Source organism: Tepidibacillus infernus, assembly GCF_048898065.1.
GTDB classification, from domain to species: domain Bacteria; phylum Bacillota; class Bacilli; order Tepidibacillales; family Tepidibacillaceae; genus Tepidibacillus_B; species Tepidibacillus_B infernus.
This window is the reverse complement of record NZ_JBLWFI010000002.1, coordinates 1-14,349: the sequence shown is the minus strand read 5'-3', so window position 1 is coordinate 14,349 and position 14,349 is coordinate 1. Positions and strand designations below refer to the sequence as shown.

Sequence of the window (14,349 nt, the reverse complement as noted above, 5' to 3'; positions counted from 1 at the left end):
TATTCCCCTTTTCTTAATGCTTGAAATGGCGAATACTAGTAAAGACCATCGCAATGCCATGTTTATCTGCTTCAATAATCGAATCTTCATCACGAATAGAGCCACCTGGTTGAATAATTGCTGTAATTCCCGCTTTTGCTGCCTCTTCTACTGTATCTGGCATTGGGAAAAAGGCATCAGAAGCCATTACTGCTCCCTTTGCTAGTTCACCAGCTTGTTCAATTGCAATTTTTGCTGCACCAACACGATTCATTTGCCCTGCTCCGATACCTACTGTCTGTTGACCATTTGCTAGGACAATTGCATTTGATTTAACATGCTTTACAACCTTCCAAGCAAATTGTAGCTGCTCAAGCTCCTCAGTAGTTGGTTTTCTTTTTGTTACTACTTTTAATTCTTCAGCATTTATTTGTTTTTTATCTTGATCCTGTACTAATAAACCACCTAAAACTGATACTACCTTTTTAGAAGATGCACCTTCTCCTTCTACAAGCTCTAATAGGCGAATGTTTTTCTTTTTCGTTAGTAGTTCGAGAGCCTGTTCAGTAAAGCCAGGCGCAATAATCACTTCGAGGAAAATTTCTTTAAGACGACTTGCTGTATCCTCATCAACCATCTGATTTGTTGCGACAATCCCACCAAAAATTGAAACAGGATCCGCTTCATAGGCTCTTGTAAAAGCTTCAGATAAGTTTTTTCCAACTCCTACGCCACAGGGATTCATGTGTTTAACAGCAACCACTGCAGGCTGTTTAAACTCTTTAATGATCTCCCATGCTGCATTCGTATCTTGGATATTATTGTAAGAGAGCTCTTTTCCATGTAATTGTTTTGCATAAGCGAGTCCTTGTTTAGATATAGCTTCCCGATAAAAGCTGGCTTTTTGATGAGGATTTTCCCCATAACGAAGCTCTTGAACCTTTTCATAGGTTAGAGTTAGCTTTTCTGGGAAAACCTCTTCCAATTGATCATTCCAATATTGGGCAATTAACGCATCATATGCTGCTGTATGCCTAAACACTTTGGCAGCTAACTTCTTTTTTGCCGCCAAAGATAACATTTGCTCCTGTTTTAATTCTTCAATTACTGCTTGATAATCAGCAGGGTCGACGATCACTGCAACATCTTGATAATTTTTTGCTGCAGCACGAAGCATAGAAGGTCCACCTATATCAATGTTTTCGATCGCTTCTTCAAATGTAACACCAGGTTTGGAAATAGTTTCTTTGAACGGATAAAGATTTACAACAACAAGATCGATCAGGTCTACATGTTGCTCTTGTAGTTGTTTGAGGTGATCTTCATTTGCTCTTATCGCTAATAGTCCTGCAAAAACGTTCGGATGTAAAGTTTTTACACGCCCATCAAGAATTTCTGGAAATCCAGTGATCTCTGAAATGGAAATGACGGAAATGCCCTCTTGCTCAAGAACCTTTTTGGTCCCTCCTGTTGAAATGATTTCATAACCTAGCTCGATTAAACCCTTCGCAAATTCTATGATTCCTGTTTTATCTGACACACTAAGGATGGCTCTTTTCTGACTCATTATCTTTCTTTACTCCTTTCTCTTTCATACTCTTTTTCTTCCATACCACTTGTTCCTTTAAAATCAAGTTAACCGTTTGCAGCAATAACACATGTTCTATTTGATGGATTTTTTCTGTTAAGGTTTCGATTGTATCTTTTTCCTCAATCGGAACGATCTGTTGCTGAATAATTGGTCCTGTGTCCATTCCTTCATCAACAAAATGGATCGTTACTCCTGTATATTTTACTCCATAATGAAAGGCTTGTTCGATCGCTGCCTTACCTGGAAACGATGGTAAAAGGGAAGGATGGAGATTGATGATTTGGTTGGGAAAAGCTTGCAGTAAAGTTGGTCCAATCAGCCTCATATAACCTGCTAAGACAATTAAATCAATTTCCAATCCCTTAAGGATTTCCACAAGGACAGTCTCAAAGGCTTGCTTATTCTCATAATCTTTTGGTTGAAAAGCAAAAACCGGAATTCCTTCATCTTTTGCCCTTTTTATTACATAAGCTTCTGGTTTATCAGACACTAATAGTTGAATACGGCCAGCTAGTTTTCCTTTTTTTTCTGCATCAACTAAGCTTTGAAAATTGGAACCATTCCCTGAAGCAAAGACAGCTATCTTTTTTGTGCTCATCGCCCTTCCTCCAATAAGACAACTCCTTGATCCCCTTTCGTGATCTCCCCGATTACATAAGCTGTTTCCCCATATTGTTTTGCTAGATCTAAGACTTTTTCTTTATCCTTCTGGTCTATAATCAATACAAAACCAATCCCCATATTAAAGGTGCGAAATGATTCCTGATGATCAAGTTCACCCAGTTTTTGTAAGAGAGTAAAGATCGGTAGAATTGGCCAACTCTTCAGTTGCAGATTTGCCTGTAATCCAGCTGGTAAGACTCGAGGAACATTCTCCAACAATCCTCCACCAGTAATATGGGCCATACCCTTAATTTGAACTTGTTTCATGATTTGTAATACTGATTGAACATAGATACGCGTTGGTTTTAATAATTCATCTCCTAAGGAACAACCAAGTTCAGAGATCATCTCATCTAAGTGAAAATGATATTGTTCAAAAAATAAATAACGAACAAGAGAGAACCCATTACTATGCAGACCATTAGATGCAAAACCAATGATCACATCACCCTCTTCAATCTTAGAACCATCGATGATTTTGTCCTTTTCGACCACACCAACAGCAAAACCTGCTAAATCATATTCCTCTTGTTGATACATTCCAGGCATTTCCGCTGTTTCTCCTCCTAGTAATGCGCAACCTGCCTCTAGACAACCTATTGAAATCCCTTTGATAATCTCCTCAGCTTTTTTAGGTTCAAGTTTTGCCGTTGCTAGATAATCAAGAAAGAATAAAGGCTCAGCTCCTTGTACAAGAATATCGTTCACACACATGGCAACTAAATCAATTCCAATCGTATCATGACGCTCCATTGCAAAGGCAATCTTCAACTTGGTTCCTACCCCATCAGCACCTGAAACCAAAACAGGGTTTTTATATCGATGTTGCAATTCAAAAAGCCCAGCAAATCCTCCAATACCAGATATCACTTCAGGGCGAAATGTTCTTTTTGCATGATACTTAATTCTTTCTACCGTTTTATTCCCTGCCTCAATATCAACCCCGGCTTTTTTATAAGATTGGTTCATCTTCTATCCCCCATCTCACTTTATCCGTTTTACTTTGCTGACTTTGATAGACTTCTGTTGGGTACTCAGCATTAAAACAAGCGACACAATAGCCATGGTTCACGTCGTCTCCTTGTCTACCAATCGCTTCAAGCATGCCAGACATACTTAAAAAGGCGAGAGAATCTGCACCGATGAAATCCTTCATTTCTTCAATGGTTTTTGCTGCAGCAATCAACTCTTCACGAGAGGAAGTATCAATACCATAATAACAAGGGTTTTTAACAGGAGGTGAACTAATTCGAACATGTACCTCTTTGGCTCCAGCTTCTTTTAACAATTGAACAATTCGTTTACTTGTCGTACCACGAACGATAGAATCGTCAATCATCACAACTCTTTTCCCATCGACTACCTTACGAACAGCACTAAGCTTCATCTTTACTCCTTTTTCTCGTAATTCTTGACTTGGTTGAATAAATGTTCTAGCAATATAGCGATTTTTAATTAAGCCTAATTCGTAAGGAATACCAGAAGCTTCTGCATAACCGATCGCTGCGGAAATACTAGAATCAGGAACACCCGTTACCACATCTGCTTCAACAGGATGTTCTTCTGCTAACTTTTTCCCCAATCTTTTTCTTGCTAAATGAACGTTGATTCCACCAATATCGCTATCAGGACGAGCAAAATAAATATATTCAAAGCTACAAATCGCTCTTCTCGTTTGAACAGTAAAATGTTCCGAACGAATCCCGTCTTTGTCAAATACCAGCATTTCTCCTGGTTCAATATCTCGTATCGTTGTTGCACCTACTGTATCAAAAGCACAGGTTTCTGAAGATAATAGATAGCTATGCTCTAATTTTCCTAACGAAAGAGGTCTTAATCCATTCGAATCAAGGGCAGCAATTAGTTTATCGTTCGTCATAATCAGTAAAGCATACGCCCCTTTAATAACGCTTAAAGCTTCCTTAACCGCTTGTTCAATATCGTCATACATTGATTTTGCGATTAAATGGGCAATCACTTCAGTATCACTTGTTGTCTGGAAAATGGAACCTTGTCTTTCTAATTGGTTTCGAATTTGCATGGCATTGGTTAGATTGCCATTCGTTGCAATCGCTATTTCCCCATTCCGATATTTAAATACTAGGGGCTGAGCATTTTGCAGCTTGCTTTCCCCTGTTGTCGAATAACGCACATGACCTATTCCCATCATTCCATTCAAACGATTTATCTCTTGCTGATGGAAAACTTCGGTCACTAACCCCATACCATGGTGATAGGTAAAAAACTCATGATTAGAGCTCACAATTCCTACACTTTCTTGGCCACGATGTTGTAGTGCTTGTAAGCCATAATAAATCAATTGAGGTGTTTCTGTATGATGGTAAACTCCAAAAACGCCACATTCTTCACTCATTTTGTCGAGGAGGGTTTCATCAAACACGGAATGGCCTCCTTCCATACTTTTTTTATCTCTGCTGTCGATAAAGAGATGATCTTCTTGTCGTTATAGTATACTTCAAATTGATTTAAAACAACTTCACCAATCAACTGACAAGAAACGCCTATTTCCAGGGCAATATTTCTTACCTTTTCCACATCATTCGACGAAACCGACAAAATAACGCGAGATTGGCTCTCACTAAATAAAAAGGAAGTCGGCCCTAATTCATCCGTTAAAGTAATGGAGGCACCAAGGTTTCCTGAAATAGAAGATTCAGCTAATGCCACTGCTAACCCCCCATCACTTACATCATGAGCAGAATGAACGACTCCCTCGCGAATCGCTCGAAGTACAACTTCATGCACCTTTTTTTCTTTTTCTAAATCGATGGTTGGCGGCCTTCCTTCTACTATGCCTGAGATTAACTTTTGAAACTCTGTCCCCATCAACTCATCATAGGTATCACCGAGCAATAAAATTTGGTCGCCTATTTGCTTAAACCCTTGAGTTGTAATATAATCTGTATCACGAATAAGTCCTACCATGCCAATAATAGGTGTAGGGTATATTGCTTTCCCATTCCGTTCATTATAAAAGCTCACATTTCCACCAATAACTGGAGTATTTAAGATTTGACAAGCTTCACTCATTCCTTTTGCCGCTTGTTCAAATTGCCAAAAGATTTCTGGCTTTTCTGGATTGCCAAAATTAAGACCATCTGTAATTGCTAAAGGCTCTGCCCCAGAACAAACAAGATTTCTTGCAGCTTCAGCAACTGCAATTGCCCCTCCTACCTTAGGATCTAAATAGATATATCTACCATTTCCATCAGTTGTGATAGCTAAGGCCTTTTTCGTTCCTCTGATCGTAATCACGGCTGCATCGCTCCCTGGAGTAACAGCCGTACTGGTTCTTACCATATGATCATATTGGCGATAAACCCATTCTTTATCAGCAATAGTTGGATTTGCTAATAAATCTAGTAAAATTTGTTGAGTATCAGGAAGATATTCGTATTGCGTTAAATCCATTCCATTACCCATACTTTGAAAGCGACGATAATAGGCTGGTTCTTCTGACGGCATATGATAGACTGGAGCTTCATCTACAAGAGCTTTTACAGGAAGTTCTGCGACAACCTCACCTTGGTCAAAAATACGGTACATCCCATCATTTGTAACTTTACCTATTACAACAGAGTGCAATCCCCATTTTGCGAATACTTTTTTTACCTCTTCCTCTTTTCCTTTCTTTACAACGACTAGCATCCTTTCTTGAGATTCAGAAAGCATAATCTCATAAGGAGTCATATTTGGTTCTCGCCTTGGTACCTTTGAAAGATCTAGTTCCATTCCATTTCCAGCTTTACTGGCCATTTCTGTACTAGAACTTGTGAGTCCAGCAGCTCCCATATCTTGAATTCCTTCTATAATATCTAAATCTATTAGTTCTAAAGTCGCTTCTAATAGAAGCTTTTCCATAAAAGGATCGCCTACTTGAACAGAGGACTTCTTGGATTCAGATTGTTCACTTAACTCAACAGATGCAAATGTAGCGCCATGAATTCCATCCCTGCCTGTACTTGCGCCAACATACATCACAGAATTACCGATCCCTGTAGCTACACCTTTTTTAATTTGATTATGATTTAATAAACCAACACACATGGCATTGACCAGTGGATTCCCTTGATATGCTTCTTCAAAAACAACTTCTCCACCAACGGTAGGAATCCCTATACTATTGCCATAATTCGCTATTCCTGCAACGACTTGTTGAAATAAATATTTTACTTTTTCATCCTCCAAAGGTCCAAAACGCAATGAATTTAATAAGGCAATCGGTCTTGCTCCCATTGAAAAAACATCACGGATGATTCCACCCACTCCTGTTGCCGCCCCTTGGTATGGTTCAATGGCAGATGGATGGTTATGACTTTCTATTTTAAAGACCACTGCTTGTTGGTCACCAATATCAATAATTCCTGCCCCTTCCCCAGGACCTTGAAGTACATGTTTCCCTTGGGTTGGAAACTTTTTTAACACAGGTTTAGAAGTTTTATAACTACAATGTTCTGACCACATTACACTAAATAATCCTGTTTCAAGAAAATTAGGTTTTCTACCTATTAACTGAACTATTCTCTCATATTCCCCATCCGACAATCCTAATTCAAGGTAAACTTTTTCGTTAAATACTTGCACTGCTGTAGGTTCTTGATTCACTCTTTTTCTCCCTCCAATAGCTAAGAATAGATTGGAATAATCTCTTTCCATCTTCAGAACCAAGAAGTTTAGAGACAGCCCGTTCAGGATGAGGCATCATCCCCAAAACATTGCCTTGTTTGTTGCAAATCCCTGCAATATCATCAATAGAGCCGTTAGGATTATCTTTATAACGAAAGATAATTTGATTATTCTTTTGTAATTCTTTTAACGTTTGTTGATCACAATAATAGTTTCCTTCCCCATGGGCAATTGGAATCTTGATCTCTTCTCCTAAGTGGTATTCTAAGGTGAAAGGGGTTTGATTGTTTTCAACAGTAATCGTCTCTATCGAGCAAATAAATTGTAGATTTTCATTCTTTTTCATCGCACCTGGAAGTAATCCTGCTTCAAGTAAGATTTGAAATCCATTACATATCCCAATGACTAATTTGCCTTCTGCTGCCGCTTTCTCTACATGTTTCATGATTGGTGCAAATCTAGCAATGGCTCCAGACCTTAGATAATCCCCATAAGAAAAACCGCCTGGTAGAACAATACAATCATAGCCACTTAAGTCTACTTGTTGATGCCAGATATAATCTACTTCACCATCGATCACATCTTCAATGGCATGGTAACAATCAATATCACAATTAGAGCCAGGAAAGACGACCACTGCAAACTTCATACGGCCACCTCTTCCAATTCATATCGATATTCTTCGATTACTGTGTTAGCCAACAATTTCTCGCACATCTCTTTTATTCTTTCTTGCGCCACTTCATATTGCTCAGTGTTGATCATAATTTCAATATACTTGCCAATCCTTACCGATTCTGTTTCATCATAGCCTAAGGTAAGTAAGGCCCCTCTAACAGCTTGGCCTTGAGGATCTAAAACATCTTGTTTTAATGTGACATAGACTTTTACCTTAAACAAGAACCTCTCCCCCTAATCGTTTAAGCATCTCTTGATAAGCCTCTTCTACATGACCTAAGTCACGACGAAAACGATCTTTATCTAACTTTTCTTTAGAATCAGCATCCCAAAAGCGACAAGTATCAGGAGATATTTCATCAGCAAGTAGAAGTTTTCCATCCTCTGTTAGGCCAAATTCTAATTTAAAATCGACGAGTAATACTTTTCTTGTAAGCAAATATTCGCTTAAGATTTCATTCACTTTTAGACTAACCAACTCCATTTGTTGAAGTTGTTCTGGGGTAGCTAGTTGAAGGACAGAAATATGGGAGTCATTGATTAGAGGGTCACCAAGTTCATCATCTTTATAGTAAAATTCCACAACTGGGTGTCTTAGTGCGGTCCCTTCTGCTAAACCTAAGCGTTTTGCTAAAGACCCTGCTGCGATATTTCGGACAACGACCTCTAAGGGGATAATCTTTACTCTTTTAACAATTTGCTCAATAGGGGAAATCCGTTCGACAAAATGATTTTCTACCCCTTTTTCAGATAACATTTGGAAAAAGATAGCGCTCATTTGGTTATTTAAGGCTCCTTTACCCACAATCGTACCTTTTTTTTCACCGTTAAAAGCAGTTGCATCATCTTTGTATTCCACAAGGAATTGCTCTTTTTTGTTCGTGCGGTAAATCTTTTTTGCCTTTCCTTCATAAAGTAATTCTAATTTTTCCATTTTTGCTTCCTCCTCGTCCATTTCAATTTCTTCATTATTCATTTAGTCCTAAGCGTTGAAAAATATAATCTACTTGTTTCAGATGGTATTCGTAGTTAAAACACTCTTCTAATTCTTGTACGGTTAGCGTAGCGGTAATAGTATCATCTTGTTTTAACAACTCTTTAAATGAGGTTTGTTCTTCCCATGCTTGCATGGCTCTTTTTTGTACTAAATCATAAGCTTGTTCTCTAGTCATTCCCTTTTCGATCAATGTTAGTAAAACACGTTGGGAATAAATAAGGCCATAGGTTCTTTCCATATTCCTTTTCATATTTTCTGGAAATACAGTAAGGTGTTTCACGATATTAGCAAAACGGTTTAACATGTAATTTAGAAGTGTAGTAGCATCTGGTAGAATAATCCGTTCTACAGATGAGTGAGAAATATCCCGTTCATGCCATAAGCTTACATCTTCATAAGCTGATACCATGTATCCACGCAATACTCTTGCCAAACCACTTATATTTTCCGATCCAATTGGATTACGCTTATGCGGCATTGCTGATGAACCCTTTTGACCTTTACTAAAAAACTCTTCCACTTCCCTTGTCTCTGACTTTTGCAAACCACGAATTTCTGTTGCAAATTTTTCTAGGGAGGTACCGATTAAAGCCAAACTAGCCATATATTGAGCATGGCGATCCCTTTGAAGTGTTTGAGTAGATATTGGGGCAGGATGTAATCCTAATTTTTCACATACATATTGTTCAATAGATGGAGGTATATTGGCATAAGTACCTACAGCACCGGAGATTTTCCCATATGCCACTTCATCCATGGCTCTTTTAAAGCGCTCAAGATGTCGACTCATTTCTGCATACCATAGAGCCATTTTGAGTCCAAATGTAGTTGGCTCAGCGTGCACCCCATGCGTTCTTCCCATCATGACGGTATATTTGTATTCTATCGCTTTTGCTTTTAAAATTTGAAGAAAGTCTTCAATATTCTTTAATAAAATGTTGTTAGCTTGTTTTAATAAATAAGAAAGAGCTGTGTCCACTACATCAGTAGAGGTTAAACCATAGTGGACCCATTTAGATTCTGGCCCTAATGTTTCTGCCACAGCTCTCGTAAAAGCTACTACATCATGCTTAGTATCCTCTTCAATTTCATGGATTCGCTGAATATTGATTTTCGCATTTTCGCGAATTTTTTTTACATCCTCTTTTGGAATTTCTCCTAATTCAGCCCAAGCTTCGGCAGCTAAGATTTCTACTTCTAGCCAAGCTTTATATTTATTCTCTTCCGTCCAGATCTCTTTCATTTCTTCTCTTGTATAACGTTCAATCATCACGTACCTCCAACATTCTTTTTTATGCTTTCATTAGCTTTTAGGCAAATTTTCTTGTAACTTCTTATTTTTTAATTCAACTTCCTCAGCCATTATTTTTCTCAAGTTTTTCAATTCATTTGCAACCTTTTGATCAAATACGCCAATAATTTGTGCAGCAAGGATTCCTGCATTGTACGCCCCATTTATAGCTACAGTGGCAACAGGTAATCCCTTTGGCATCTGAACAATAGCATATAAAGCATCTAGGCCATTTAAAGCACTTCCATTGATCGGTACGCCAATGACAGGTAGGGTGGAATATGCTGCAATAACCCCTGGTAAATGGGCAGCCATTCCAGCACCAGCAATAATGACCGAGAATCCATTCTTCTCTGCCTCTTTTGCTATTTTGGCAGTCTGTTCAGGTGTCCGATGTGCTGATGAAATCATTACCTCATAAGGAATGTCTATTTGTTTTAGAGCCTTCATTGCGCCTTCCATAATGGGTAAATCTGAGTCACTACCCATCACAATCAATACTTTTGACATTTGCATTCTCTCCTTTTCTCCCACGTGTCATATTCAATTACGCGCCCTTAAAAGATAAAGCCCAAGTGAGTAGATTTTCTAAAAAAGAACGAGCAAAACCTACCCGCCTGGGCTTAATTCCCTTCGGTATATTTTACTCGTAGTCCAGTAATTTACGGTTACTGGGTAGAGACTTTCAGGCCATATTCCTGATATTATACGAGTTATATTCTGTTGATATTTAGTTTAACAATCAATACATCATTCGTCAAGATAAAAACGAACATTAAATATAATTTAATAGTTATTGTTCGATTTTTATTTCATTAAAAAAGCTTAACCATATTCCTGTTCAAATATAGTTAAGCTCTAATTTGGATATGTTATTATTTTTTTGCAAGGTAGGAAAGTATAGCCATTAAATCAAGTTCACCATTTCCTGCATTTAGGGCATCCTCATATGTATTGGCTGCCTTTTCAATGAGTGGGAAAGAAAGATCCATCTCTTTTGCTCGATCCATTGCGAGTCGTAAATCTTTTGTGGCATGTTTTAAGGCAAAAGCTGCTGGATAATAATCTTGGATAATACTTGGTGTTTTAATATTTACAATTGGGGAACCTACAGCACTTAATTTTACAATTTCAAGCATCGTTTCCCTTGGAATCCCCGCCTTTTCCGCAAATAAAACGGTTTCGGCAAGTCCTTGAATATAGATTCCTAACATACTATTGATCGCTAGTTTTGCGTTACTTCCAGCCCCATTCCCTCCCAAAAGGAAAGAAGCCTTTCCTACAATATCAAAAATAGGTTTCACTTTTTCATACGTTTCAGCATCTCCGCCTACAAGTACCACAAGTGTCCCTTCTTTTGCCGGTGCAACACTACCTGAAACTGGAGCATCAAGCATTTCTACCCCTTTTTCCTTACACAAAGCGGCAATTGTTTTTGAAGTTTCAGGTGAAATCGTACTCATATCTATGGCAATTTGCCCCTCTTTTAAACCAGCCAACACTCCATCTTCTCGCGTATACACATCTTTCACAGCTTCATCATCCGCAACCATCGTGATTAAAACATCCACTGAAGCAGCGATTTCTTTAGGACTTTCTTTAAAAGTCGCTCCCATTTCTAAAAGTGGTTGTGCTTTTTCTTTACTACGATTATACACGAATAGTTCATATCCAGCCTTCTTAAGATTTGTCGCCATAGGAACTCCCATATTTCCTAAGCCAATCCAACCAATTCTCATAAAACTCACCTCTATAAAAAATTTTTAAATAAATTGCACAAAAATTACTATAGCATTTTTTGATCTTTTCAGCGAATCTGATTTGAAAGAAAAAAACCCGAACATCACTCATTCGGGTTAAAGAGAATCAATTACATGCCAACTTTATTACTTTGCTTATTTATTATTTAGAAAAGTCGAAATAGGGGGATGGAACGACTTGATCAATTTCCTTTAGTGTATCCTCTGACAATTTGACTTCAAGAGCACTAATATTCTCTCTTAGTTGTTCTGATGTTTTTGCTCCAATAATCGGGATAACTGATGGTCCCTGATGTAATAACCAAGCAATGGCTAGTTGAGTTAAAGAAATATTTTCTTTGTTTGCAATGAAACTTAGCTTTTCTACTTTTTCTAATTTCTCTTTGTTTTCCTTAGACTCTAAATTCCATTGATGTTTAGCACCACGACTATCCTCTGGTAAATGGTTCCCTTTTGCATATTTTCCAGTAAGCCATCCTCCTGCTAGTGGAGAATAACATAATGTGGCTAGTCCATATTTTTCACTGACAGGCAAAATCTCCTGTTCGATGTATCGATCAAGCAAACTATAAGAAGGTTGATTGGAAACAAACCTTTCTAGATTCATTTTGTCACTAACCCATAAACTTTCTACGATTCGCCATGCATCAAAATTGGAACAACCAATATAACGGACTTTTCCTTGACGAACTAAATCATCTAAAGCGCGTAAGGTCTCATCGATTGGTGTCGTTGGATCAGGACGATGAATTTGATATAAATCTATATAATCTGTACCAAGTCGTTTTAGGCTTAGCTCTACTTGTTTCATAATTCGAAAACGACTTGCCCCTTGTCCATTTGGACCTTCATCTGTTCTAATTTTAAATTTTGTCGCTAAAATCACTTCATCTCTTTTATGGCGAATGGCTTTACCAACGATTTCTTCTGATGTTCCTCCTCCATAAATATCTGCTGTATCAATAAAGTTAATTCCAGCATCCATCGCTTTGTGGATCAGCTCAATCGATTCATTTTCTCCAATTCCCCAATCACCATATACCATTGTACCTAGAGCAAGGCGTGACACTTTTACACCTGCTCTTCCTAGATTGACATATTCCATATGTAGTCCTCCTGTGTATCATTTCTTATTCGTGTTGATAAACAATTCTTCCATCTATTATAGTCATCAATACTTTTGTCCGATAATCAAAAGGGTTACCTGACCAGAGAACTATATCTGCGTCTTTTCCGACTTCCAGGGAACCTACTCGATCCTCAATACCCATATGTTTTGCAGGATTAATAGTAATTGCCTTCCAAGCTGTTTCTTCATTTAATCCTTCTCTCACAGCGATGGCAGCGCTAACGATGAGATATTCTATTGGAATGACGGGGTGATCGGTAATTATAGAAACAGGAACACCGGCTTTGTCTAATGAGACTAATGTGTGCCAGCCTTTATCTCCTAATTCAATCTTAGAACGGTTGCTAAGTGTTGGACCTACCGCAGCTTTATATCCATTTTCAGCTATGATGTCTGCAATTTTATGACCTTCTGTGCAATGTTCTAATGTTAGATTTATATTAAATTCCTTGGAAATGCGAATTGCTGTCATGATATCATCTGCACGGTGAGCATGGGCTCTAACAGGAATCTCTTTCTTTAATACTTTAACTAAGGTTTCCATTTTAAGATCGATATCAGGTGCTTTTGAGGAGTCTTCCATACCTAGTTCAATTTTTTTTAAATAATTTTTTGCCTTTATTAAATGATCTCTTAATACTGCTGCTGTGCCCATTCTTGTGGATGGTATTTGTTTTTTCTCTCCGTACACCCTTTTTGGATTCTCACCAAAAGCAATTTTAAGACCTGAGGTTTTCTTGACTATCATTTCATCAACGATACGACCATAGGTTTTTACAATTGACATTTCTCCACCAATCACATTTGCACTACCAGGCATAATTTGAACAGTAGTAACACCACCTTGAATGGCATCCTTAAAACCTTGCTCTAATGGATTAATTGCATCCAATGCACGAACATGGGGAGTGGCAGGATCTGTCATTTCATTGACATCGGCTCCAGCCCATCCAATTGTTTCTTCATATACCCCTAAATGCGTATGTGCATCAATCAAACCTGGTGTTACCCATTGACCTTGTGCATCTATAACTTGAGCATCTTTTGGTATCTCAATACCTTGACCAATAGCCTTTATTTTCCCTTCTTCTATTAATATTATTCCTCCTTGATCAACGATTCCTTGTGTAATGGTGTTAATTGTAGCATTTACAATTGCAATCATTTCTCTTCCCCCTTGTTGAAATATTTCGATCTTCTAAATATATTATTCTATGAGTAGATAAGAAATTCCTCCCCCTTTAAGTAACAAATCCATTCGTTAAAATGAAGTGAACATTAAAATTTAAGAAAAGGTTTGAATATTTCATCGCGCTCCGTCATCCGTGCCCTTCTATGAATAAAGATTACGGAGAGAAGGGCACTTCTGAAGGTCGCTGTTTATGGAATATACAAACCCTTAAATGAGAAGTGCAAGAAAGTTATACTTTCTTATCTTTTAACAAAGCCAATAAAAAAAGCTAACCATGTGGTTAGCTTTTTTTTATTGCCTGGCAACGTCCTACTCTTCCAGGACCCTTCGGTCCAAGTACCATCGGCGCTGGAGGGCTTAACGGTCGTGTTCGGGATGGGAACGAGTGTATCCCCTCCGCCGTCATCACCAGGCTTGCAGGA

13 protein-coding genes, 1 rRNA gene and 1 riboswitch are annotated in these 14,349 nt (G+C 38.1%); all 14 genes read right to left on the bottom strand.

What is annotated here, in order from left to right; translation table 11 throughout:
- Positions 1 to 13: 13 nt before the first annotated feature.
- A complete protein-coding gene (purH, locus tag TEPIDINF_RS12495; RefSeq protein ID WP_069798917.1) occupies positions 14 to 1,546 on the bottom strand; it encodes a bifunctional phosphoribosylaminoimidazolecarboxamide formyltransferase/IMP cyclohydrolase in 1,533 nt (510 codons plus the stop codon).
- A complete protein-coding gene (gene purN / locus TEPIDINF_RS12490; protein ID WP_068722243.1) occupies positions 1,521 to 2,168 on the bottom strand; it encodes a phosphoribosylglycinamide formyltransferase in 648 nt (215 codons plus the stop codon). Before purN ends, purH begins: the two co-directional genes overlap by 26 nt.
- Positions 2,165 to 3,202: a phosphoribosylformylglycinamidine cyclo-ligase gene (purM, locus tag TEPIDINF_RS12485; protein WP_421692178.1), complete on the bottom strand. Its 1,038-nt coding sequence runs from the start codon at positions 3,200 to 3,202 to the stop codon at positions 2,165 to 2,167. Before purM ends, purN begins: the two co-directional genes overlap by 4 nt.
- The gene (gene purF / locus TEPIDINF_RS12480; protein WP_421692177.1) at positions 3,186 to 4,634 is read right to left on the bottom strand and encodes an amidophosphoribosyltransferase; all 1,449 of its coding nucleotides are present in this window, start codon (positions 4,632 to 4,634) and stop codon (positions 3,186 to 3,188) included. Before purF ends, purM begins: the two co-directional genes overlap by 17 nt.
- Positions 4,604 to 6,910, bottom strand: a complete 2,307-nt coding sequence (gene purL, locus TEPIDINF_RS12475) for a phosphoribosylformylglycinamidine synthase subunit PurL (protein WP_421692176.1) — start codon at positions 6,908 to 6,910, stop codon at positions 4,604 to 4,606. The genes purF and purL overlap by 31 nt, the downstream gene beginning before the upstream one ends.
- Complete coding sequence (purQ, locus tag TEPIDINF_RS12470) at positions 6,825 to 7,529, bottom strand: phosphoribosylformylglycinamidine synthase subunit PurQ (RefSeq protein WP_068722233.1); 705 nt, start codon at positions 7,527 to 7,529, stop codon at positions 6,825 to 6,827. Before purQ ends, purL begins: the two co-directional genes overlap by 86 nt.
- Positions 7,526 to 7,780 (bottom strand): phosphoribosylformylglycinamidine synthase subunit PurS, encoded by a 255-nt coding sequence (gene purS, locus TEPIDINF_RS12465; protein ID WP_068722232.1) that lies wholly within the window; start codon positions 7,778 to 7,780, stop codon positions 7,526 to 7,528. Before purS ends, purQ begins: the two co-directional genes overlap by 4 nt.
- Positions 7,773 to 8,492 carry a phosphoribosylaminoimidazolesuccinocarboxamide synthase gene (gene purC, locus TEPIDINF_RS12460; RefSeq protein WP_421692175.1) on the bottom strand — a complete coding sequence of 240 codons (720 nt, stop codon included), beginning with the start codon at positions 8,490 to 8,492 and terminating at the stop codon, positions 7,773 to 7,775. The genes purS and purC overlap by 8 nt, the downstream gene beginning before the upstream one ends.
- Positions 8,493 to 8,526: 34 nt before the next feature.
- The gene (gene purB, locus TEPIDINF_RS12455) at positions 8,527 to 9,825 is read right to left on the bottom strand and encodes an adenylosuccinate lyase (RefSeq protein WP_421692174.1); all 1,299 of its coding nucleotides are present in this window, start codon (positions 9,823 to 9,825) and stop codon (positions 8,527 to 8,529) included.
- A 33-nt stretch (positions 9,826 to 9,858) separates the two neighbouring features.
- Positions 9,859 to 10,356: a 5-(carboxyamino)imidazole ribonucleotide mutase gene (gene purE / locus TEPIDINF_RS12450; protein WP_082732272.1), complete on the bottom strand. Its 498-nt coding sequence runs from the start codon at positions 10,354 to 10,356 to the stop codon at positions 9,859 to 9,861.
- 120 nt (positions 10,357 to 10,476) lie between these two features.
- Positions 10,477 to 10,578, bottom strand: a riboswitch (purine riboswitch).
- A 143-nt stretch (positions 10,579 to 10,721) separates the two neighbouring features.
- Positions 10,722 to 11,585, bottom strand: a complete 864-nt coding sequence (locus TEPIDINF_RS12445; protein WP_069798896.1) for an NAD(P)-dependent oxidoreductase — start codon at positions 11,583 to 11,585, stop codon at positions 10,722 to 10,724.
- 163 nt (positions 11,586 to 11,748) lie between these two features.
- Entirely contained in the window at positions 11,749 to 12,711 is a 963-nt protein-coding gene (locus TEPIDINF_RS12440) for an aldo/keto reductase (protein ID WP_069798894.1), read from the bottom strand.
- Positions 12,712 to 12,736: 25 nt separating this feature from the next.
- Positions 12,737 to 13,900, bottom strand: coding sequence for an amidohydrolase (locus TEPIDINF_RS12435; protein WP_069798892.1), 1,164 nt, complete (start codon positions 13,898 to 13,900; stop codon positions 12,737 to 12,739).
- 323 nt (positions 13,901 to 14,223) lie between these two features.
- Positions 14,224 to 14,340 (bottom strand): 5S ribosomal RNA (gene rrf / locus TEPIDINF_RS12430).
- Positions 14,341 to 14,349: the final 9 nt, after the last annotated feature.